The sequence below is a fragment of the Leeia aquatica genome, assembly GCF_012641365.1.
Taxonomy (GTDB): Bacteria; Pseudomonadota; Gammaproteobacteria; order Burkholderiales; family Leeiaceae; genus Leeia; species Leeia aquatica.
In genome coordinates, this window is sequence record NZ_JABAIM010000002.1 from 347,224 (window position 1) to 365,313 (window position 18,090).

Sequence of the window (18,090 nt, forward strand, 5' to 3'; positions counted from 1 at the left end):
GCTGGGCAGCAGCTTGATGGTGTAAGCCCCTTGCTTCGCTGCGGACAATCTGCTTTGATGAGCGCCGCCAACCCTACGCGTTGGCGATGTCAACTCACCGATTGGAATTCATCATGATGCCGTTTGTCCGTATGCTGACTCTGCTGTTCAGCCTGTTGACCTTGTCCCGCGTCGCCCACGCTGCACCGGATCTGGAAAATACCCTGTATCTGGATCTGAAAGATGGCCGCGTGGTCATTCAGTTGCGCCCGGATCTCGCGCCGAAGCATGTTGCCCAGATCAAAGCCCTGGTGCGCAAGCGTTTCTACGATGGCCTGGTGTTCCACCGGGTGATTGATGGCTTCATGGTGCAAGGTGGTGACCCCACCGGTTCAGGCGCGGGTGGCTCGGGTCATCCCCTGAAAGCAGAGTTCTCCAAGGAAAAGCATGTGCGTGGCATTCTGTCCATGGCCCGCACACAAGACCCGGATTCGGCTGATAGCCAGTTCTTCATCATGCTGGGTACCGCCCCGCACCTGGATGGTCAATACACCGTCTGGGGTAAAGTGGTGAAAGGCATGGAATTCGTCGACAAGATCAAGAAGGGCGACCAGGCCAATAATGGCCTGGTGAATGGCCCGGACAAGATTGTACGCATGCAGGTCGCCGCAGACGCCGCCAAAGCTGGCAAGTAATCCGTCACACCTTCTGGAGCGCCCCGCCCGGCAGCTTTCGCTGCTGAGCGGGCATGCTGCTTACAATACTTTTTCCATGAAAATGCTGTTGGGAATGTCCAGGTAATCCCCAAACGGGCCACGCAGGGCAAAGCCACAGCGGGCATACAAACGCAATGCCTCGGGCTGGGCCGGGCCGGCTTCCAGCATCAGTTGACGACACCCCGCTTCACGCGCCTGTTCCGCCAGCGCCTCCAGCAGACGCTCCGCCAGCCGCTTGCCGCGGTGGCCGGGGCGCACATACATGCGTTTGACTTCTGCATAATCGGGGTTGAGCACCACCGCACCGCAGCCGACCGCCTCGCCCTCACGCTCCACCACCAGAAAGCGGATGTTCGTTGCCAGCAAGGCTTCTGCTGGCAGACCGAAATTGTCTTCCGGCGGATACAGGCTGGAAAGGTACTCATCCAGCTCAGCAATCAGCGCACGATGGGGCGCATCCAGCGGCGACGCCAACCTGACCCGCACGGTTTGTTCTGCAACAGCACGCATACCTTCCTCACTCTGACAGAATCGGGCCTTTCCTCAGACCCCGATCATGCTACAGCAAGAACAGTACCACGCTTGCAGCGGCCATGGATGGTACCAGCAGCAGCATTCATGCCCGAAAATGAGCGGTATCACACCGTCCATGCACACGGATGGTGCATCAGGCCACACTGGGTTCTGCAGGCAGTATCACCTGCATCAGCATCAGGTCGCGCCACTCGCCAAACTTGTTCCCCACCTCACGCAGCCAGCCACACTGTTCGAACCCGGCTGCCGCATGCAAGGCCACGCTCGAGTCATTGGGCAAGGCGATCACCGCAATCAGGGTGTGCCAGCCCAAGTCTTGGGCGGCTTGCATCACCGCGCGCAGCAAGGGCGTACCGATACCCTGCCCCTTGGCTGCGGGAGCCAGATAGACCGAATGTTCCCCGGTATAGCGGTAAGAAGGCCTGGCCCGAAAACGACCCAGTGCACTCCAGCCCAGAATGCGCCCGTCTTCATCTTCCGCCACAAACACCGCCTCACCACTGGCCTGGCGCGCCGCCCACCACGCCGCTTGCGCCTCTGCATCTCTGGCGACCTCTTCAAAGGTATGTGCAGTGTGCAGTACGGCATGGTTGAAAATATCCGCGATGGCGGGCTGGTCCGCCTCGGTCGCCGGGCGTACTTGCCATTGCAGCAGGCGGCAGTGCATCAAATGGGCGCTGCCAGCACACACGCTGGTAACCAAGGGGTGTGATTGCCAGAAAACCGGTAACGCCTCCCGGCCCAGCTCCTGGAAACCCTGCTGGGTAAACCAGTCCACCGCCGTCTCGGTCAGCAGCCAGAGTTGACGCACACCCTGCGCACGCCAGTCACGCTTGCAGCGTGCCAGCAAGCGTGCCGCCACGCCTTGGCACCGCCAACCCGGATCAACCGCCAGGCTGCGTACCAAGGCCGCTTCACCCACCTGGTCTGCCGTCAGAAAGCCCACCACCCGCGCGCCGGACAGCGCCACCCAGCCCTGGGCATAAGCGCTATCCAGCCCCATGCTAGACAGTCCGGCCTGCTGTAACAGCACGTCCACCTCCGCCCTGTGTTCAGGGCGCGCCGATTGCAACACCACCGCTTCTGTCATGACTGCTCCTCCAGCTCTTCCTGCAGGCTGCGGTATAGCACCTGCAAGGCCGCTTCTACAGCGGCGCGTTGTGCTTGTGGCACGCGTTCGAGCACATGCAAGGCATGCGCATTCAGATAAGCCTCCAGCGCCGCAAACTGAGCCTGCCCCAACGGGGTCAGTGTCACCATGCAGCGCCGCTTGTCGGTCTCAGGGATGCTGCGCTCCGCCCAGCCTTCATCCACCAGCCGATCTACTCCACGACTGACCCAGCTCTTCTCCAGTCCGCTCAGCAGCCCCAGCTGTTGTTGACTCAGTGGCCCCTGTCGTCCCAGCAGCGTCAGCAGCGTGCATTGCCCCTGCCCCACCACGCCGTACTCGACCAGCGCCTGTTTTTGGGATTGCACATAGCGCCGCGCCAGCTCACGCAAAATGACGGCCCCCATTGGCCCCTCCATATGGTTGCTATTGGCAACAATATGGCCTGCATCTGGCATGGTTGTCAATAGCAACCATTAAAAGTAACGACAATGGTATGCTGAAGGCATGATCCGATCCCTGCTTGCCCTGCTCAGTTACGGCCTTCCGCGTCTATGGGCGGCGGCTTTCCTGTGCTCGGCCTTGATCAATCTGTTGTGGCCCAGCCATTTCCTGCACCCGCAACAGCATTGCGCGGTGGCATACACCATTAGTGCCGGTAGCGATAGCGCCAGCAATGTGTGGACCTGCCAGCCGTACTGGTGGGCTACCCGGCATTGGGGAGAAGCATTTGCCCTGAAGCTGGTCACGCTGCTGGACCTGCTGATGGCCGGGCTATGCTGGTCGCTTTACCACTTCCGCCACCGCCTGCGCGGGGATGGGGCGTAAGCTGAACCTCAGCTGAACCCAACCACCGACTGTCACGATGCATCACACCGCTGTGCTAAGCTGGGCACCAGTCCATCACCCGAAAGAACCCTGCACATGCGGCAACCTGGATGGCGCCTGCCTATCATCCTGTTCCCTTTGTACATCGCAACCGTACAGGCAGGTCAGCCGGTCTCCCTGCCACGCAAGCCACCCGCTGAACTTGCACCGACCAGCACGCTGCCAATCGAGCAACATCTGGACACGCTGCCGGAAAAAGCCTACCGCGATTACGTGCAGACCCGCTTGGCCGCGCTGGATCAGAGCGAGCCGCAGCGCAGTGCCGAACTGGATTGCAAGCAGCCGGGCTGGCAGCCCCTGTTTGCGGATATTGCGACCGTGTTGCTGGTCTGTGACAAGCTGGAAGCGCTTGACCCGCCCCCGCCACCACAACCCGTCAGCAAAACGCCGAGTAAAGCGCCCGGGCCGGAGCTACAACGCCGCTATCGCATGCAGTATCGACTGGTCAACGCGGGCCCGCTGACCTTGGGCAATGTCCGGCTCAGCAGCTGGAAGAACAGCGTGTCCGTGCTCAGCGCCACCCCGCTGACCCTGCCGCCAGGGCAGTGGATCAAAGGCGACATGGTATTCCGCTATGAGCCCTGGCCGAACCAGCCCCGCCTGCAGATAGACAGCCGCAGCATCACCGTGGCCCTACCTGACCCAGCCGCTCCCTGAGTCAGCCCATCATCAAGGAGATCCCCATGCGCCGATTGTTTCTCTGTGTTGCGTTGCTGTGGCTGGCGGGGTGCGCCAGCGTACCCAAGAACCTGAATCCGCCCAAGGTCAGCCTGGCAGACATTGAATTCGGGGACTTCGGTTTACTGGAACAAAAGATGGTGCTGACGCTACGACTACAGAACCCGAACAATATTGACATTCCACTGGATGGACTGACCACCCAGCTGGAGGTCAATGGACAAGCACTGGCCCAGGGCAGCAGCCGCGAGCGCGTCACCCTGCCCCGGCTGGGTGAGGCCACGGTGCGCCTGAACGTCACCAGCAACCTCAGTGGCCTGATCAAGCAGCTGCGTCTGCTGCGCTCAGGGCAGGGCCAACAGTTACCCTACCTGCTGCGGGGGCAGGCATTCATCCCCCAGCGCAGTGAGCCTGTTCCGTTCGAGTATCAGGGTGAGCTACTCCCTCAGCTCCGGCATTAAGACCGGCGCATGCCACATCGTGCACCGGTCTTGATGCTGTAGCGCCATGCTGCTGCAACCGTCCCTCAACCGCAGCAAGCCTCCTTGCTGCTGTCAGAGGGAACACAGCAGCCCGCGCCAGCTTCATCGCGTTCTGGCGTTGTTTTCAGCGGCACGCAGCATGCGCCTTCCGGTGTGACGGTATCCTTGCCATATACCGGCACATCTTCCAGCGTCAGAAAATGCTCCCAGGCAATGCCCTGCGGATCCATCGTCCAGTGTTTCTCACTGCGCGCATAGCAGCAGGTGGCTTGCGGTTGCTCTAGCACCGCGGAACCGGCGGCCTCACCCGCCTGCAGGCGCAGCTGCTGTAGCTCAAGCTCCGATTCCACCTGGAAGCCGAAATGGTTCAGCCCGGAGGTATGGCCGCGCGAAGAAATGGCAAAGTTCAGACGCGGATCGTCCAGCATCCACTTGGCGTAGTCCTCGCGCTGAATGGTGGGCTGCTGCGCAAACAGCTTGCTGTAAAAAGCGATGCTTTGCTGCAAATCATCCACAGCAACATGGGCGTGAAAGCGTTTCATGGTCAGACTCCTTGGGTTGGGTGTTTCATTCGTGCTTACCCCCTGTCTGGGGGCTTGCCTGCAAACTGGGGGTGATGCCTCATGTCTGCAGTACTGCAGCATCAGGTTCCGTCGCTATCGTTTGCATATTTCAAATATTATTGAAATTTTAAATGAAATGCAATAGCAGGGCGCATGCTTGCTGTTGCAGCATGGCAGTTTCATAATGCGCGCTGTCCCATCAGGAGTCTTCGCATGCCTATTGCCGGCCTGGGTTTACATATCATTGCGGCCATCTTTTTTGCCGTCCATGCCATCCGAACTGGGCAGGAGCGCTACTGGGTATACCTCCTGTTCATCGCGCCGGGGGTGGGCAGCGTGGTGTACTTCATTGCCATTTACCTGCCACAGTCCAAGCTGGAGCGGGGTTTGCGCAAAGTGTCACGTGCTGCGGTACGCAGCCTGGACCCGGGTCGGGCGCTGCGTGAAGCCCGTCAGGCCTTTGACCTGACCCCCACCGCGCAGAACCGCATGCGGCTGGCGGAAGCCCTGCTGGAGGCCGGGGAACCTGCTGAAGCCGTCAGCCAGTTCGACGCCTGCCTGCAAGGCCCACTCGCCAATGATCCGGAAATCCGGCTGGGTGCCGCCCGGGCCCGCCTGCTCAACGGTGAAACCGGCGCCGCAGAGCTGATGTTGCGGGGTCTGCAGGACAGCCACAAGGACTTCCGCCCCGAAACCGTGTTGCTGGCGTTGGCTGAGGTGCTGGCCAAGAGTGGCCAGCAGGAAGCCGCGCATCGCTGCTATATCGATGCGGTGGCCCGCTTTGGCACGGCGCAGGTTCATGCCGAGTTTGCCATCTGGGCCATGTCGGTGAACGACATGGTGACAGCCGAGCAGCAGCGCGCAGCGCTGGAGCAGATCATGAAGCACTGGACCCGCAGCACCCGCCAGTACAACCGCGAGTTGATCAACCGCGTCAACGCTGCGTTTACCCGGCAAAACAAGGTTTGACGCAAGAGCAGGCCGGATACCGGCCCACATCACTAATGCAACCAAGTTGCATTAGTGATGTGGGCCGTGCTAGTCTCATGAACATCGGCACAACCCTTCCCGCCCCATGTCCGCATCCGATCGCCGCCTGCCTGTCACTCTGCTGACCGGTTTTCTGGGCAGTGGCAAAACCACCCTGCTCAATCATTTGCTGCAACAGCAGCAGCTGGCCCGTACTTTGGTCATCATCAACGAATTCGGCAGCATCAGCCTGGATCATCTGCTGGTTTCCCATGTGCAGGAAGACATGGTGCTGGAGCTGGCCGGGGGCTGTGTCTGCTGCGCCGTACGAGGCGACCTGAAAAAAACCTTGCGAGAGGCGGTCTGGCGCTATGCCCGCGAAGGCAAGCGACAATTTGACCGGGTGGTGATTGAAACCACCGGCCTGGCCGACCCCGCCCCCATCCTGCATACCTTGATAAACGACCCCTTGCTGCAGCAAAACTACAAGCTCGACGGGGTAGTCACCACGATAGATGGCGTAAACGGGGCGGCCACCTTGCAGGCCCATCCCGAATCGGTCAAGCAAGCCGCGGTGGCCGACCGGCTGTTGCTGACCAAGGCAGACTTGTGTCCACCCGCACTGCTGGCTGCACTGTGTGACGACCTGGCGCAGCTCAATCCGCATGCCCGCCAGATGCTGGTGCAGCATGGCCAGGCCGAGGCGCGTTTTCTGTTTGACCTTGGGCTGCCTCAGGTCATTGGACAGGCGGCAGACCTGGCGCACTGGCTCAGCGACATGCCGCCGAGCTCGCCTTATCGCAAGCGTAGCGCTGAAACATCTCCGCATCTGGCAGACATTCACAGCTTCTGCATCGAATACGACCAGCCGATTGACCCGGTGATGTTCGATGCCTGGCTGGGCCTGCTGGTCACCCTCAAAGGGCCGGACCTGCTGCGGATGAAAGCCATCATTCACCTGAACGACCGCCCGCTGCCCATTGTGCTGCATGGCGTACAGCATGTCTTCCATCGCCCGGCGGAGCTCACGCACTGGCCGCATGCGGACCGGCGCAGCCAGATGGTGTTCATCACCCGTAACCTCAGCCGCGAACAGGTGGAACATAGCTTCACCGCCTTCCTCGACACCCATCAGGAAACGCTGGCCCAACTGGCCTTGCAGACGCCAACAGAGTAGTCAGCACGGCACAGACCGGCGACAATACGGTTTGCCTGAATGCTGGAATGCGCTGTGCTGTTACTGTGTGTCAGACCCTCACCCACGGAGTTGCCATGACGGATGCCCGCGCCTGGGTACGCTTGCCGTCCGGCAAACGGCTGGACCTGCTCAACCCCACCCCGTTCGACTGGGACGATGAAGACCTCGCACTGGGCCTCGCTCGCACCTACCGTTGGGGCGGGCATTCTGCCTGGCCGCTGCCCCTGTCGGTGGCGCAGCACTCGCTGACCGTGATGCACTTGCGGCAAAGCTGGCACAAGGGGCGGCTGTCACCGATCCAGAGCCTGCGCGAACTGCTGCACGATGCCGACGAAGGTCTACTCGGGTTTGACTGTATTTCGGTGTTAAAGCCGTTTCTGGGGGAAGGCTTCCGCGCGCTGGCGCAACGACTGGAACAAACGGTGTTCCTGCGCTACGGCCTGCCCGCCTGGCAGGACAAGGACCGGCTGGAGCACAAGCGCGCTGACCGCGTCGCCGCGGCCAGCGAAGCCGTGCATGTGGTGGGCTGGCAACCCGAGGAAGTACGCCGCACCTTGCAGATCCGCTTTGCCCCGCTGGATCGTGACGTACTACATACCGTCTACGGCGGTACGGCATGGGAACCCTGGCCGCCCGGAGTAGCCGCAGAGCGCTTCCTCGCTGCGTTGCATGAGCTAAAGCACACCCTGGCCGCTGCGGTGCCGACCACTGCTGCCCCGATCAGCGCCCCCGGCAGTCTGTTCTGAGCGGTCCGTCTTAAGCGCTCAACGCAGCTTCCAGTGCAGCGGTGTCCTCAAAGAAGTGATACAGCGCAATCTTGCCCTGGCTCACCCGGCAGACCAGCGCCCAGTCGCTGACAAACGGTTTGCCGGTGGCCACGCTGTAGTGTTTCAGCTTGCCATGCAGGGCAGCGTGTTCCCCCTCACCAAAGGCCGCTTCCACCTCAAACTGCTCCGGCTTCAACACTGCAGCAAAAGTCTTGAACACTTGAGCTGCCCCTTCCGGGCCACGATAGGTGCCATACAGCGGCACCTTGCTGCTCGGCTGCGGGCGGCTGGGGATAAAAGTGGCATCATCGGCCACCAGCGCCAGGGCTTCCGGCATGCGGCCACTGAAAACGTGGTCCAGAAAGGTTTGCACCGTTTGAATGCTGTTCATGCTGCTTGCTCCTCAAGGTGGGAAAAACCGGCCAGCGTCAGCTTGCCGAAGGCATCACCCCGCTCCAGACGAGCGTGGGCGTTGCTCAGGTTACGGGCATTGATTTCACCCAGGTGCTCACGTGCTGTACTGCGGATCAGCCCGGCCTCTGCCAGCGCGGTATAGCGGGCGAGGATGTCCCCTTGCCGAGCCATGTCTGCAGTACGGAACGATGAGCGGGTAAACATGTAGGTCCAGCTAAAGCGCACACTCTTGCGCATCAGCAGGTTCAGGTCTGGCGGCTGGGTAAAGGGCACGATGTTGACGATCTGCCCGAAGGGCGCGATCAACCCCGCCACGGCAGGAAAATGCAGGTCCGGCTGATTCAGCAGCAGCACCGCCTCCACGGAGAACACCCCTGCGGCGTTCAGTTGAGGCAATAAAGGACGGTTGTGGTCAATCACGATATGGGCCCCCATCTGATGGCACCACGCTACGGTTTCAGGCCGTGAGGCGGTTGCCACCACCTGCAGTCCCGGCACCTGCCTCGCCAGCTGGATGGCAATGGAGCCGACGCCACCCGCACCGCCGATCACCAGCAGTGTCTGCCCGGTAACGGGGATATCCGGCGTAAACCCCATGCTTTCTACCAGTGCTTCCCAAGCGGTCAGGCCGGTCAGCGGCAGTGCGGCAGCTTCGGCGGCACTCCAGTTGGCAGGGCGGTGCGCCACCAGCCTGGCGTCAATGCGCTGAAAGGCGCTGTTGCTACCGTCACGCCCGACATCCCCGGCGTAGTACACCTTGTCTCCAGCCTGGAACAAGGCCTTGGCCTCCTTGCCACAAGCCACCACCACCCCGGCGGCATCCCAGCCCAGGATGGTGTGTTTACCATCATCGGCCTTGCGCAGGCGCACCCGGTAATCGGCCGGATTCACGCTGATGGCCTCAACCTTTACCAGCAGGTCATATGCCTCCGGGGCCGGGATGGGCAACTGCACATCCAGCAACGCCTCCGCATGTGCAATAGGGTGTGCCTGTTTGACGGCTACAGCAGGCATGCTTTCGGGTAACGGGTTCATGTTGTCGTCCTTACTCAAAACATGGACGCAGTGTAGGGTGTTGATTGATTCAGAATAACTGGTGAAAATTGGCACCATCTGTGCATAAATAACCGGATCACCATGCAGTGGGATGACATTCGCTATTTCCTGGCCTTAGCCCGCCAGGGCAGTCTGTCGGCAGGCGCACGCTGGCTGGATGTAGAGCACAGCACGGTGTCACGCCGGGTGGGGCAACTGGAAACGACGCTGGGCTTACGCCTGTTTGATCGCCTGCCACGGGGCTGGCAGCTGACACAGGAGGGTGAAAACCTGCTGCCACAGGCACTGGCAATGGAAGCTGCCATGCTGAGCCTGCAACGTACCGCGCATGTTCAGCATGCCTTGAGTGGACCGGTCCGGCTGTCAGCACCGCCACAGATGCTGAACCACATCTTGTTGCCGCTGCTGCAGCCGTTCCGCCTGCGCTATCCGGAAATCCAGCTGATTTTGCTGGGTGAGCAACGCCGCGCCCGGCTGGAGCAAGGTGAGGCCGATCTGGCACTCCGGCTGGACGAGCCCAATACCCCGGACCTGATTGCCCGATCGCTATGCCTGCTCGGCTATGGCCTGTATGGTCTGACACAATGGCAGCACGCAGCCGACAGTGAACGGGTCTTTCTCGGCTTTGACGACAGCCTGGCCGGCATGTCCTTGAAGGTGTGGCTGGACACGCACGCTGCCGATCGCCCCTTTGCCTTGCGCAGCAATGATCTGGAAACGCTGTTTCAGGCCGCCCGGCAGGGTTTGGGCGTCGCCCTGCTGCCGCACTTCTTGGCCAAACGTGCGCCAGAGCTGGTGCAGCTGAGCGCTTCCGCACCTGCAGACAAGCCACTCTACCTGCTGATGCACCCAGATGTTCGCCGGGCACCGCGGGTACGTGCGCTGGCTGACTATCTGATCACCACACTGCCCGCTGCGCTCTCTGTCAGTGGCTAGCGCCAGTGCCTCGCATCGGGCGAGTCCTGGTAGCGCCAGCTGTCTGCCCCGTCAAAATAGCGCAACGCCACCTGCACCAGCAGCGTGGCCGGAAAATTCCGCAAGTTGACGCACAGGTGGTGCGGATCAACATCCGGCAGCAGCGACTCCCAATGGGTGGTACAGCCACAATGCCGGCAGCGGACATAGCGCAGGCTGCGGTCACCCCAGACATACGACTCGGTCGATTCCGGATGCCCTTGCAGCTGCACACGGTCGGCCCGGCAATCGGTCCATACGGCCGCCAGTCGCCGGCAAATCGAGCAGTTGCAGCGGACAGCACTGGTGGGCATCACCATCAGCCGCAAGCGCACCGCGCCACAATGGCAAGCGCCCTCCAGCAGATCTTCGGCGTTCACGTCGCTTCCTTTTTCTGCCGAAAACGCTGCTGTCGGGCATAGTTGGCACAGGCCGCACTGGAGCAGTATTGGCGGGACAGGTTGCGTGAGTGATCCAGAAAATACCAGCCACAGCCCCGCTGATCGGCGCAACGCTTCAGGCGTTTGGCGTGCTCTCCAGACAACAGCCCCGCCAGTGACAGCCACAGGTATGGCCCGAGATCAAACCAGTCGGAGGGCGGGGGAGCCGCTTGCAACCCCTGCGCGGTCCACACCAGCGTCGGGAACGTAGCCGGGCCATGCCAAGGCCTGCCCTCATCCAGTACAGACTCCAGCACGGCACGCACCCCCGCGCGGGCCTGCCGGGCAGCAGCCAGGGCTTGCTGGGCGGCCTCGCTGTGCCGGGATGCCCACAAACTGGCACGCACATCATCGGGCCATCCCAGCCAGTCACCCACCAGTGCCAGCCACTGTTCCGGCTGCTCCAGACGGTCGATATGGCGCGCCGTGCCTCGCCAGACCTCGCTGTTCAGCACGGTCAGGCACAGGGGGGACACTTCGGTCAGTTCAAGATGCTGGCTCATTGCATCATCCTACCGCGTTTGGCTGCGGCTGGGCAGCGGTCTGTCCACACAGAATTAACGCTCAAAATTAATTTTATGCGTTAAACTAAATCAACATGACGCCACCCTTTCACCCCAGACAGGAGCTACACCATGCCCGCCCCCCGCTACTTGCCCCTGCTCACCGTATTGATGGCCTGCACAGTCGCTGCCGAATCCGCCACCGATGCGCTGCGCCTGAACCGCTTTGATGATCCCTTTGTACAGCTCACCCAGGGGCTAGACGGCTGCCCGCCTGCCGAGGGCCCCTTGCTGACGCTGAAGGAGGCCAATGCCGAAGCCCACCAGCGGGCCGAGCGCGGCAACAGTTGCTGGGCTGCGGGTCGCTGCCGCTATTCCAGCAGCTTTGCCTACGACAAGGAAATCATGGAGCGGGTACAAAAGGCGGTTGCCGCCGATGGGCGCTTCGGCAAAACCACGGTGTGGGCACTGGGCCAACGCCGCTGGATCTGGTTGAAAGGCTGTGTCAACAGCGAGGCTGAGGCTGCTGCTCTGGTACAATTGATCGGAAGCATTGATGACGTGCAGGCGGTGCTCAATCAACTGACGACGGACCCGCATGCATCCCCGCCTTATCGCACCGCCGATTGAACCGGAGTCCCCATGTCGCATGCCCGCATTAGCTCGCTCAGCCGTTGCCCGACCCATCAGTTCAGCAAACAGACCGAAACGCAGCTCACCCTGCTCGCCGGGCTCGGCGTGGAGGGTGACGCGCACTGCGGCGAGAAGGTCAAGCATCGCTCACGGGTGGCAGCCAATCCGGATCAGCCCAATTTGCGGCAAGTTCACCTGATCCACGCTGAACTGCTGGACGAGCTGAATGGCCAGGGCTTCACCGTGGCGCCGGGCGATCTGGGGGAGAATATCCTGACCCGCGGTATTCCCTTGCTGGACCTGCCCACCGGCACCCGCCTGCGCCTGGGAGAGCACGCCGAAATCGAGTTCACCGGGCTGCGCAACCCCTGCGCGCAAATTGAGAACTTCCAGAAGGGCCTGCTGGCTGCAGTGCTGGGGCGGGCGGAAGATGGTTCGCTGATCCGCAAAGGTGGCGTGATGGCCGTTGTGCTGTCAGGCGGCGTGATCCAGAGCGGGGATGCGATTCAGATCACCCTGCCCGCCGAGCCGCACCGCCCGCTGGAGAAGGTGTAGCCCTCAGCGCTGCAGGAATTGCGCGTACGGCAGATAGTGTCCGGGCTCGGCCGCATCGACCCAGCGAATGCGGCGTCCCTTGACCAGAAAACGGTCCAGCAAGGACGAGGCGCTGCTCACCCCCATGCAGGCGGGATTGAAGCGCGCGGCGTAGATATCCCCTTCCGGCAGTTGCTCTTCTTTCACGACAAACAGGCAACGCGCAGGAACCTGCGGATAAGCCTGGTCGTGGATCAGGCGCGTACGCAGCCCTTCCCCCTGTGGGTCCGTCGCGGCCCGGAGTGGGCCTGTGCTCAGCCACAGGGTCAACAGCACACTCACTGGCAAGATGCGGGATGCTTTCATGCGTACAGCATAGCGCAGCAATACCGCGCCATCCAGCCCGGACTTACAGGATACCCTCCAGCACGCGGGCCCGCATCACCGGTTCAAACGCGGTCACCGTATAGGTCGCCACGCAAGCCTTCACCAGCGGGTCCGCATCAAACACCGCCTTCACCTCATCCAGGTGCTGCTGCCGGGAGAGGATGATGCCGCCGCTGCGTGGCTGCTTGCGCCCTCCCAGCAAGAAGAGGCCTTGCGCATACAGCCCGGCCAGATAGTCACGGTGTGCCTGAACGTGGCGGTCCACTTCGTCCAAGGGTTTGACGAAGGTCATATCAATCAGAAACATGAGTCACTCCCGGCGTTGCCGATGGGTTTGGAAGTGGGTTATCATATTGCTTCTTTTTTAGAAGCGCAACATCATGCCGACACCCAAACCCGGAATCCCGGTTCGTGGCTCCACCACCGGTCGCCCCATCATGGCCCTGTTTGACCTGCTGGGCCGACGCTGGACCATGCGCATCCTGTGGGAACTGAGCCAGCGCCCCTGCACCTTCCGCGAACTGCAGCAGCAGTGTGAGCAGATGTCGTCCAGTGTGCTGAACACCCGGCTGGGGGAACTACGTGACAGTGGCCTGCTGTCGCAGCATGAATTGGGGTACAGCCTGAGCCCATCGGGCCAGACGCTGATGCAGCTCATCGCCCCGCTGCGGACTTGGGCCGACCAGTGGCAAGCGTCTTTGCCTGACACCCCCACCACGTGAGGGCACGCGGCGGTGCGCCCTCAACCGGCTGGTGAGCGGGGGCTACCCCAGCAGGGCGTCCGTCTCCTGCTCCAGCTGCTGCATCAGGGCGGTGGCATGCCGCACTTTCAGCAGCGGCGCTGCTTGCCCGCACCAGAGCGAGCCCAGGTCGGTCCGCCCGGCGGCTTGCGCGGCTTTCTTCAGTTGCCCGGTCAGCCAGTTCTGCACCGGATACGGTGCCACCGCCTGCCCCCGGCTTTCTTCCACAAAGCGATTACGGATCCCTCGGGCCAGTCGCCCGCTGAACGCGCGGGTCAGCTCGGTATGGCGCGCCGCCGGGCTGAACAATGCCTCCCGGTGCAAGGCGTGTGTTCCGGATTCCTCACAAGCCAGAAATGCCGTGCCAATCTGCACCGCGTCCGCCCCCAGCAGGCGGGCAGCAGCAATGCCCCGGCCATCGGCAATGCCGCCAGCGGCAATCACCGGGATGCGCACCGCGTCCCGCACCTGCGGCAGCAAGGCAAACAGCCCTGTTAGCCCTCGCTCCGGCTGCTGCAGGAACGCCACCCGGTGCCCACCCGCCTCAAAGCCTGTCGCCACCAGCATGTCCAGCCCGGCCGCTTCCAGCGCAATCGCCTCATCCACGGTCGTCGCCGCGCCGATGGTGACAATGCCCAGCTCACGGCAGCGGTCCACTACCTCGGGAGCCGGTGCGCCAAACACAAAGCTGAGCACGGCGGGTCTGGCCTGCCAGATGGCCTCCACTTGTTCAGCATAGCGCGGCATGAAGCGCGCGGGCTGTGCCGGCAAATCCGCGCCCAGCTCCTTGAAGTAAGGGGCCAGTCGGTCACGGTGCGTGGTGAATTCTGCAGCGCTCAGTTGCGGGTCATCGCTGTCCTCGAAGGGCACCCACAGGTTGAGGGCAAACGGTTTGGCCGTCTGCGCCCGGATGTCTGCACTTACCCGCAGAATCCCGTCCCCATCGAGGTGATGCGCGCCAAACGAACCCAGGCCGCCCGCTTCCGATACGGCAGCCACCAGCGCAACGCTGGACAGGCCACCGCCGAACGGGCCTTGTACAATCGGCAACCGCAGGCCCAGCCGCTGGCTGACCGTACTGTGTTTCCAGCCCGCCATGGCTTAACCCTCCGCCTGCAGCGCAGCCTGCACCGCCGGGCGGGCCGCAATCGCCTGCATGTAGTGCTGCAGATGCGGCAAGTCCGTCAAGTCCAGCTGCACATAGGCGGCCCAGCGGGTCACCACAAACAGATAAGCATCGGCCACCGAGAAACGCTCACCCTGCAGGAATTCACGCCCCGCCAGCACACTGTCCAGCCAGACATACTTCTTGCGCAGCAGAGCTGACAGTACCTTCTTGGCCTCCGCATTGACCTGTGGATTAAACAGCGGTGTATACGACTTGTGCAGCTCGGTGCTGATGTAATTCTGCCATTCGACCACCCGCACCCGATCCAGGCTACCGGCTGCAGGCAGCAATGCCTGGCCGGGCTGACTGTCGGCCAGATACTGGGCGATCACCGGGCCTTCGCTCAGGTACTCGCCATTGGCCAGCTGCAGCAAAGGCACCTGCCCCTTCGGATTCAGCTGGTACAGGTCTTCGCCCTGGGCGGTACGGTGCTGGTTGAGGTCGACCCGTACCAGGTCCAGCGACATACCCAGCTCCCGCGCGACGATGTGTGGGGCCAGTGAGCAGGCATTGGGAGAGTAAAACAGTTTCATGGCATGACTCCCGTCGGTGAGGGTTAACCGGTCAGCACGGCACCGGGCAGGACACATGCTATGCCTTGCGCTGGCACAGAAAAATCAGTAATCATGCACAATATTCATTACATCATGTAATCAATATGGCACGGCACTTTGATGAAGTGATGCTGGGTAGCATCGAACTGTTTTGCACAGTGGCAGAATGTGGCAGTTTTACGGCGGCCGCCGTCAAATCCGGGCTGGGGCAACCTGCAGTCAGCCGCAGCATCAGCCGCCTGGAACAGCGGCTGGGGGTCAAGCTGTTTGAGCGCACCACCCGCCGCATCAACCTGACCGATGCCGGGCAGCACTACTACCAGCAATGCCGCGATGCCCTCTCGCAGATCAATGCCGCCGAGCGCGCACTGGCCGATGCACAGCGCACCCCCAGCGGCATCGTGCGCCTGAGCCTGCCGACGCCCCTGGGCCATTACCGCATCCTGCCCTTGCTACCGGCTTTTCACGCCCGCTATCCGCAGGTAGAGCTGGAGATCCAGCTCAGCAACCACAATGTGGACTTCGTAGTCGATGGTTTTGATCTGGCCGTACGCGGCCGCCCGCCCAAGGACTCCGGGCTGGTGTCACGGCCTCTGCTGGATGCCGAACTGGTGGTGGTCGCCTCACCCGACTATGTGCTGCGACACGGTGCGCCGAACACTCCGGATGCACTGCTGCAGCATCAGTGTATCCAGTTTCATCTACCCAGCAGTGGCCAATTGATCAGCTGGCTTTTCCAGCAGGAGGGGCGCGCCTTCAGCCTGCCCACGCAGGGTGCACTGCGCTGCAGTGACGACCTGCTGGGCTGTGTGACGCTGGCACGGGCAGGTGGTGGCATCCTGCAAACCTATCGCTTCATCGTCGAGCATGATTTGCAGAACGGACGTTTGCTGGAGTTGCTGCCCGACTATGGCGGACGCAGCCGCCCGTTCTCCCTGCTCTACCCGCGCCAACCTCACATGCCCCAGCGCCTGCGGGTCCTGATCGACTGGCTGCTGGCAGCGTTTGCCCCGCCGCAGGCCAGCCCGCTCAGCCCACCGGCAGCGGGGCAATCCGCTTGATCGGCTCCAGCGCCACCGTGGTCTTGACGGAACGCACACAGGGAAGATTCATCAGCTTGTACATCACAAAGCGGGACAGGGACGGCAGGTCCGCCACCACCACCCGCAACCAGTAATCCGCCTCACCGGTCACCGCATACGCCTCCAGTACCTCAGGCAGGGTAATGATGGCATCAGCAAATTCGCGTACCGCCACTTCGCCGTGGCGCTCCAGCCAGACGTAGGTAAACGCCAGCACCGACAGCCCCACCCGTTCCGGCCGCAGGCTGACCCGATAGCCCTCCACCACGCCGGTTTCTTCCAGCCGCTGGATACGACGCCCGATCTGGGAAGCCGACAGCGGAATCTGCTGTGCCAGTTTCTGATGAGTGGCGCGCGCGTCCTTCTGCAGCGCGTCTAAAATAAGGTAGTCGAAGCGGTCCAGTTCAATCACGCTCATATTACGCACATTTTAGCCTTGATATGCATCAGTAAAGCATGAACCTGCCATCATGTGCAAACATTGCGGCATCTCCGCATCGCAGAGCGTTTAAGCTAGTGAGCTCTTACTTGCCAGAGGTCACCCCATGGAAAGCGCAAACGTCTACAAGGTTCCGGACATCACTGTCGAAAAGAACCAGGGTCTGCAACACGCCGATGACTTCACCATGGCGCAGCCGTTCGAGCGTTATACGGCGGAAGATCATGCCATCTGGCATCAGCTCTATCTGCGGCAAAGCGCCCTGCTGCCAGGCCGAGCCTGTGAGGAATTCCTGCAGGGCATGCAGCAGCTGGATGTGGCGCCCGACCGGGTACCCGACTTCGATCACCTCAACCGCAAGCTGGCACAAGCCACCGGCTGGCGTGTGGTGGCGGTGCATGGCCTGATCCCGGACCATGTGTTCTTTGATCATCTGGCCAACCGCCGTTTTCCGGTCACCTGGTGGCTGCGCGATGCCGCCCGTCTGGATTATCTGCAAGAGCCGGATGTCTTTCATGATCTGTTCGGCCATGTCCCCCTGCTGATCAACCCGGTGTTCGCTGACTACCTGCAAGCCTACGGTCAGGGCGGCCTGAAAGCGGCGTCGCTCGGTGCCCTGCCGATGCTGGCCCGCCTGTACTGGTATACCGTCGAGTTTGGCCTGATCCAGACCACGTCTGGCCTGCGCATCTACGGTGCGGGCATCCTGTCCAGCAAGAGTGAATCCATCTATTGCCTGGACAGTGCCAGCCCGAACCGGGTGAAGTTTGATCTGGCGCGTATCATGCACACCCGCTATCGTATCGACACCTTCCAGAAAACGTACTTCGTGATCGACAGCTTCCAACAACTGTTCGATGCAACGGCACCGGACTTCACCGAGCTGTACCACAGCCTGCAAGGCAGCCCGATTCTGGGTGCCGGGGAACTGGCAAGCGACGATGTGGTCCTTAACCGGGGCACGGGTGAGGGCTGGTCGGACACGGCAGACGCTTGAAAGGATTCCTTATGCTGGAAAAGATGAACCGCGAGCAGGTCGCGGCCATGCTGGACACCCTGCATGGCTGGCAGACCAATGAAGAAGCCACTGCCATTGAGAAGGACTTTACCTTTCAGGACTTCAGCGAAGCGTTTGCCTTCATGAGCCGGGTGGCGCTGTTTGCCGAGAAGCACGACCACCACCCGGAGTGGTTCAACGTCTACAATCGGGTACACATCCGGCTGAATACCCACGATGCGGGTGGCCTCACCTCGCGTGACGCGCAGATGGCCCGGTATATTGAAGAGATTTGCGGTTAAGCCCA

The 18,090-nt window shown here is 61.8% G+C and carries 27 protein-coding genes; 14 read left to right on the forward strand and 13 right to left on the reverse strand.

Annotated features, from left to right (window positions below; translation table 11 throughout):
• The first annotated feature begins 113 nt into the window (after window positions 1–113).
• Window positions 114–674 carry a peptidylprolyl isomerase gene (locus HF682_RS10655; RefSeq protein ID WP_240947228.1) on the forward strand — a complete coding sequence of 187 codons (561 nt, stop codon included), beginning with the start codon at window positions 114–116 and terminating at the stop codon, window positions 672–674.
• 60 nt (window positions 675–734) lie between these two features.
• Here the strand turns inward: HF682_RS10655 and HF682_RS10660 are convergent, their stop codons facing one another.
• The 3 genes from HF682_RS10660 to HF682_RS10670 all read right to left on the reverse strand — a co-directional run bounded on the left by HF682_RS10660 (window position 735) and on the right by HF682_RS10670 (window position 2,744).
• Window positions 735–1,205, reverse strand: coding sequence for a GNAT family N-acetyltransferase (locus HF682_RS10660; protein WP_168877274.1), 471 nt, complete (start codon window positions 1,203–1,205; stop codon window positions 735–737).
• A gap of 157 nt (window positions 1,206–1,362) precedes the next feature.
• Entirely contained in the window at window positions 1,363–2,319 is a 957-nt protein-coding gene (locus HF682_RS10665) for a GNAT family N-acetyltransferase (protein ID WP_168877275.1), read from the reverse strand.
• Complete coding sequence (locus HF682_RS10670; protein ID WP_168877276.1) at window positions 2,316–2,744, reverse strand: MarR family winged helix-turn-helix transcriptional regulator; 429 nt, start codon at window positions 2,742–2,744, stop codon at window positions 2,316–2,318. Before HF682_RS10670 ends, HF682_RS10665 begins: the two co-directional genes overlap by 4 nt.
• A 100-nt stretch (window positions 2,745–2,844) precedes the next feature.
• Here HF682_RS10670 and HF682_RS10675 point away from each other — a divergent pair, with 100 nt between their 5' ends.
• From HF682_RS10675 to HF682_RS10685, 3 genes are all read left to right on the forward strand, one after another.
• Window positions 2,845–3,165 (forward strand): hypothetical protein, encoded by a 321-nt coding sequence (locus HF682_RS10675; RefSeq protein WP_168877277.1) that lies wholly within the window; start codon window positions 2,845–2,847, stop codon window positions 3,163–3,165.
• Window positions 3,166–3,261: 96 nt separating this feature from the next.
• Window positions 3,262–3,882, forward strand: coding sequence for a hypothetical protein (locus tag HF682_RS10680; RefSeq protein WP_168877278.1), 621 nt, complete (start codon window positions 3,262–3,264; stop codon window positions 3,880–3,882).
• A gap of 26 nt (window positions 3,883–3,908) precedes the next feature.
• The gene (locus HF682_RS10685) at window positions 3,909–4,364 is read left to right on the forward strand and encodes an LEA/WHy family protein (protein WP_168877279.1); all 456 of its coding nucleotides are present in this window, start codon (window positions 3,909–3,911) and stop codon (window positions 4,362–4,364) included.
• Window positions 4,365–4,429: 65 nt separating this feature from the next.
• Here HF682_RS10685 and HF682_RS10690 read toward each other — a convergent pair whose 3' ends face one another.
• Window positions 4,430–4,927 (reverse strand): ArsI/CadI family heavy metal resistance metalloenzyme, encoded by a 498-nt coding sequence (locus HF682_RS10690; RefSeq protein WP_168877280.1) that lies wholly within the window; start codon window positions 4,925–4,927, stop codon window positions 4,430–4,432.
• Window positions 4,928–5,161: 234 nt separating this feature from the next.
• On the opposite strand from HF682_RS10690, the gene HF682_RS10695 reads away from it, so the two are divergent.
• The 3 genes from HF682_RS10695 (at window position 5,162) to HF682_RS10705 (ending at window position 7,861) form a co-directional block, all read left to right on the forward strand.
• Window positions 5,162–5,917 (forward strand): hypothetical protein, encoded by a 756-nt coding sequence (locus HF682_RS10695; protein WP_168877281.1) that lies wholly within the window; start codon window positions 5,162–5,164, stop codon window positions 5,915–5,917.
• Window positions 5,918–6,023: 106 nt separating this feature from the next.
• A complete protein-coding gene (locus HF682_RS10700; RefSeq protein WP_168877282.1) occupies window positions 6,024–7,094 on the forward strand; it encodes a CobW family GTP-binding protein in 1,071 nt (356 codons plus the stop codon).
• A gap of 95 nt (window positions 7,095–7,189) precedes the next feature.
• A complete protein-coding gene (locus HF682_RS10705; protein WP_168877283.1) occupies window positions 7,190–7,861 on the forward strand; it encodes a phosphohydrolase in 672 nt (223 codons plus the stop codon).
• Window positions 7,862–7,871: 10 nt separating this feature from the next.
• Here HF682_RS10705 and HF682_RS10710 read toward each other — a convergent pair whose 3' ends face one another.
• Together HF682_RS10710 and HF682_RS10715 are read right to left on the reverse strand one after the other, a co-directional pair.
• Window positions 7,872–8,273, reverse strand: a complete 402-nt coding sequence (locus HF682_RS10710; RefSeq protein WP_168877284.1) for a nuclear transport factor 2 family protein — start codon at window positions 8,271–8,273, stop codon at window positions 7,872–7,874.
• Complete coding sequence (locus HF682_RS10715) at window positions 8,270–9,331, reverse strand: zinc-binding alcohol dehydrogenase family protein (protein ID WP_240947229.1); 1,062 nt, start codon at window positions 9,329–9,331, stop codon at window positions 8,270–8,272. Before HF682_RS10715 ends, HF682_RS10710 begins: the two co-directional genes overlap by 4 nt.
• Window positions 9,332–9,433: 102 nt before the next feature.
• Here HF682_RS10715 and HF682_RS10720 point away from each other — a divergent pair, with 102 nt between their 5' ends.
• Window positions 9,434–10,288, forward strand: coding sequence for a LysR family transcriptional regulator (locus tag HF682_RS10720; RefSeq protein WP_168877285.1), 855 nt, complete (start codon window positions 9,434–9,436; stop codon window positions 10,286–10,288).
• Here HF682_RS10720 and HF682_RS10725 read toward each other — a convergent pair.
• Both HF682_RS10725 and HF682_RS10730 read right to left on the reverse strand, forming a co-directional pair.
• The gene (locus HF682_RS10725; RefSeq protein WP_168877286.1) at window positions 10,285–10,686 is read right to left on the reverse strand and encodes a GFA family protein; all 402 of its coding nucleotides are present in this window, start codon (window positions 10,684–10,686) and stop codon (window positions 10,285–10,287) included. The two genes, HF682_RS10720 and HF682_RS10725, sit on opposite strands and share 4 nt — an antisense overlap.
• A complete protein-coding gene (locus tag HF682_RS10730) occupies window positions 10,683–11,249 on the reverse strand; it encodes a CGNR zinc finger domain-containing protein (protein ID WP_168877287.1) in 567 nt (188 codons plus the stop codon). Before HF682_RS10730 ends, HF682_RS10725 begins: the two co-directional genes overlap by 4 nt.
• A 132-nt stretch (window positions 11,250–11,381) precedes the next feature.
• Here HF682_RS10730 and HF682_RS10735 point away from each other — a divergent pair, with 132 nt between their 5' ends.
• Together HF682_RS10735 and HF682_RS10740 are read left to right on the forward strand one after the other, a co-directional pair.
• Complete coding sequence (locus HF682_RS10735; protein WP_168877288.1) at window positions 11,382–11,879, forward strand: BON domain-containing protein; 498 nt, start codon at window positions 11,382–11,384, stop codon at window positions 11,877–11,879.
• 12 nt (window positions 11,880–11,891) lie between these two features.
• Window positions 11,892–12,437 carry an MOSC domain-containing protein gene (locus HF682_RS10740; protein WP_168877289.1) on the forward strand — a complete coding sequence of 182 codons (546 nt, stop codon included), beginning with the start codon at window positions 11,892–11,894 and terminating at the stop codon, window positions 12,435–12,437.
• A gap of 3 nt (window positions 12,438–12,440) precedes the next feature.
• Here HF682_RS10740 and HF682_RS10745 read toward each other — a convergent pair whose 3' ends face one another.
• Window positions 12,441–12,782, reverse strand: coding sequence for a hypothetical protein (locus HF682_RS10745; RefSeq protein ID WP_168877290.1), 342 nt, complete (start codon window positions 12,780–12,782; stop codon window positions 12,441–12,443).
• A 43-nt stretch (window positions 12,783–12,825) separates the two neighbouring features.
• The gene (locus HF682_RS10750; protein ID WP_168877291.1) at window positions 12,826–13,110 is read right to left on the reverse strand and encodes a YciI family protein; all 285 of its coding nucleotides are present in this window, start codon (window positions 13,108–13,110) and stop codon (window positions 12,826–12,828) included.
• Between the two features lie 73 nt (window positions 13,111–13,183).
• Here HF682_RS10750 and HF682_RS10755 point away from each other — a divergent pair, with 73 nt between their 5' ends.
• Window positions 13,184–13,525: a winged helix-turn-helix transcriptional regulator gene (locus HF682_RS10755; protein WP_168877292.1), complete on the forward strand. Its 342-nt coding sequence runs from the start codon at window positions 13,184–13,186 to the stop codon at window positions 13,523–13,525.
• Between the two features lie 42 nt (window positions 13,526–13,567).
• Here HF682_RS10755 and HF682_RS10760 read toward each other — a convergent pair whose 3' ends face one another.
• Both HF682_RS10760 and gstA read right to left on the reverse strand, forming a co-directional pair.
• Window positions 13,568–14,641, reverse strand: coding sequence for an NAD(P)H-dependent flavin oxidoreductase (locus HF682_RS10760; RefSeq protein ID WP_168877293.1), 1,074 nt, complete (start codon window positions 14,639–14,641; stop codon window positions 13,568–13,570).
• A 3-nt stretch (window positions 14,642–14,644) separates the two neighbouring features.
• On the reverse strand, window positions 14,645–15,244 hold the full coding sequence (gstA, locus tag HF682_RS10765; protein ID WP_168877294.1) for a glutathione transferase GstA: 600 nt from the start codon (window positions 15,242–15,244) through the stop codon (window positions 14,645–14,647).
• A 125-nt stretch (window positions 15,245–15,369) separates the two neighbouring features.
• Between gstA and HF682_RS10770 the strand changes: the two genes are divergently transcribed.
• Window positions 15,370–16,326: a LysR family transcriptional regulator gene (locus HF682_RS10770; RefSeq protein WP_168877295.1), complete on the forward strand. Its 957-nt coding sequence runs from the start codon at window positions 15,370–15,372 to the stop codon at window positions 16,324–16,326.
• Here the strand turns inward: HF682_RS10770 and HF682_RS10775 are convergent.
• Entirely contained in the window at window positions 16,295–16,765 is a 471-nt protein-coding gene (locus tag HF682_RS10775; protein ID WP_205882026.1) for an Lrp/AsnC family transcriptional regulator, read from the reverse strand. The two genes, HF682_RS10770 and HF682_RS10775, sit on opposite strands and share 32 nt — an antisense overlap.
• A gap of 127 nt (window positions 16,766–16,892) precedes the next feature.
• Here HF682_RS10775 and phhA point away from each other — a divergent pair, with 127 nt between their 5' ends.
• Both phhA and HF682_RS10785 read left to right on the forward strand, forming a co-directional pair.
• Window positions 16,893–17,783, forward strand: coding sequence for a phenylalanine 4-monooxygenase (gene phhA / locus HF682_RS10780; RefSeq protein WP_168877296.1), 891 nt, complete (start codon window positions 16,893–16,895; stop codon window positions 17,781–17,783).
• 11 nt (window positions 17,784–17,794) lie between these two features.
• Window positions 17,795–18,085: a 4a-hydroxytetrahydrobiopterin dehydratase gene (locus tag HF682_RS10785; RefSeq protein WP_168877297.1), complete on the forward strand. Its 291-nt coding sequence runs from the start codon at window positions 17,795–17,797 to the stop codon at window positions 18,083–18,085.
• Window positions 18,086–18,090: the final 5 nt, after the last annotated feature.

Excerpts from the sequence above, each read along its gene's own strand:
- HF682_RS10655 (WP_240947228.1), top strand. The coding sequence starts at position 114 with ATGATGCCGTTTGTCCGTATGCTGACTCTGCTGTTCAGCCTGTTGACC.
- HF682_RS10660 (WP_168877274.1), bottom strand. The coding sequence starts at position 1,205 with ATGCGTGCTGTTGCAGAACAAACCGTGCGGGTCAGGTTGGCGTCGCCG.
- HF682_RS10665 (WP_168877275.1), bottom strand. The coding sequence starts at position 2,319 with ATGACAGAAGCGGTGGTGTTGCAATCGGCGCGCCCTGAACACAGGGCG.
- HF682_RS10670 (WP_168877276.1), bottom strand. The coding sequence starts at position 2,744 with ATGGGGGCCGTCATTTTGCGTGAGCTGGCGCGGCGCTATGTGCAATCC.
- HF682_RS10675 (WP_168877277.1), top strand. The coding sequence starts at position 2,845 with ATGATCCGATCCCTGCTTGCCCTGCTCAGTTACGGCCTTCCGCGTCTA.
- HF682_RS10680 (WP_168877278.1), top strand. The coding sequence starts at position 3,262 with ATGCGGCAACCTGGATGGCGCCTGCCTATCATCCTGTTCCCTTTGTAC.
- HF682_RS10685 (WP_168877279.1), top strand. The coding sequence starts at position 3,909 with ATGCGCCGATTGTTTCTCTGTGTTGCGTTGCTGTGGCTGGCGGGGTGC.
- HF682_RS10690 (WP_168877280.1), bottom strand. The coding sequence starts at position 4,927 with ATGAAACGCTTTCACGCCCATGTTGCTGTGGATGATTTGCAGCAAAGC.
- HF682_RS10695 (WP_168877281.1), top strand. The coding sequence starts at position 5,162 with ATGCCTATTGCCGGCCTGGGTTTACATATCATTGCGGCCATCTTTTTT.
- HF682_RS10700 (WP_168877282.1), top strand. The coding sequence starts at position 6,024 with ATGTCCGCATCCGATCGCCGCCTGCCTGTCACTCTGCTGACCGGTTTT.
- HF682_RS10705 (WP_168877283.1), top strand. The coding sequence starts at position 7,190 with ATGACGGATGCCCGCGCCTGGGTACGCTTGCCGTCCGGCAAACGGCTG.
- HF682_RS10710 (WP_168877284.1), bottom strand. The coding sequence starts at position 8,273 with ATGAACAGCATTCAAACGGTGCAAACCTTTCTGGACCACGTTTTCAGT.
- HF682_RS10715 (WP_240947229.1), bottom strand. The coding sequence starts at position 9,331 with ATGAACCCGTTACCCGAAAGCATGCCTGCTGTAGCCGTCAAACAGGCA.
- HF682_RS10720 (WP_168877285.1), top strand. The coding sequence starts at position 9,434 with ATGCAGTGGGATGACATTCGCTATTTCCTGGCCTTAGCCCGCCAGGGC.
- HF682_RS10730 (WP_168877287.1), bottom strand. The coding sequence starts at position 11,249 with ATGAGCCAGCATCTTGAACTGACCGAAGTGTCCCCCCTGTGCCTGACC.
- HF682_RS10735 (WP_168877288.1), top strand. The coding sequence starts at position 11,382 with ATGCCCGCCCCCCGCTACTTGCCCCTGCTCACCGTATTGATGGCCTGC.
- HF682_RS10740 (WP_168877289.1), top strand. The coding sequence starts at position 11,892 with ATGTCGCATGCCCGCATTAGCTCGCTCAGCCGTTGCCCGACCCATCAG.
- HF682_RS10745 (WP_168877290.1), bottom strand. The coding sequence starts at position 12,782 with ATGAAAGCATCCCGCATCTTGCCAGTGAGTGTGCTGTTGACCCTGTGG.
- HF682_RS10750 (WP_168877291.1), bottom strand. The coding sequence starts at position 13,110 with ATGTTTCTGATTGATATGACCTTCGTCAAACCCTTGGACGAAGTGGAC.
- HF682_RS10755 (WP_168877292.1), top strand. The coding sequence starts at position 13,184 with ATGCCGACACCCAAACCCGGAATCCCGGTTCGTGGCTCCACCACCGGT.
- HF682_RS10760 (WP_168877293.1), bottom strand. The coding sequence starts at position 14,641 with ATGGCGGGCTGGAAACACAGTACGGTCAGCCAGCGGCTGGGCCTGCGG.
- gstA (WP_168877294.1), bottom strand. The coding sequence starts at position 15,244 with ATGAAACTGTTTTACTCTCCCAATGCCTGCTCACTGGCCCCACACATC.
- HF682_RS10770 (WP_168877295.1), top strand. The coding sequence starts at position 15,370 with ATGGCACGGCACTTTGATGAAGTGATGCTGGGTAGCATCGAACTGTTT.
- HF682_RS10775 (WP_205882026.1), bottom strand. The coding sequence starts at position 16,765 with ATGAGCGTGATTGAACTGGACCGCTTCGACTACCTTATTTTAGACGCG.
- phhA (WP_168877296.1), top strand. The coding sequence starts at position 16,893 with ATGGAAAGCGCAAACGTCTACAAGGTTCCGGACATCACTGTCGAAAAG.
- HF682_RS10785 (WP_168877297.1), top strand. The coding sequence starts at position 17,795 with ATGCTGGAAAAGATGAACCGCGAGCAGGTCGCGGCCATGCTGGACACC.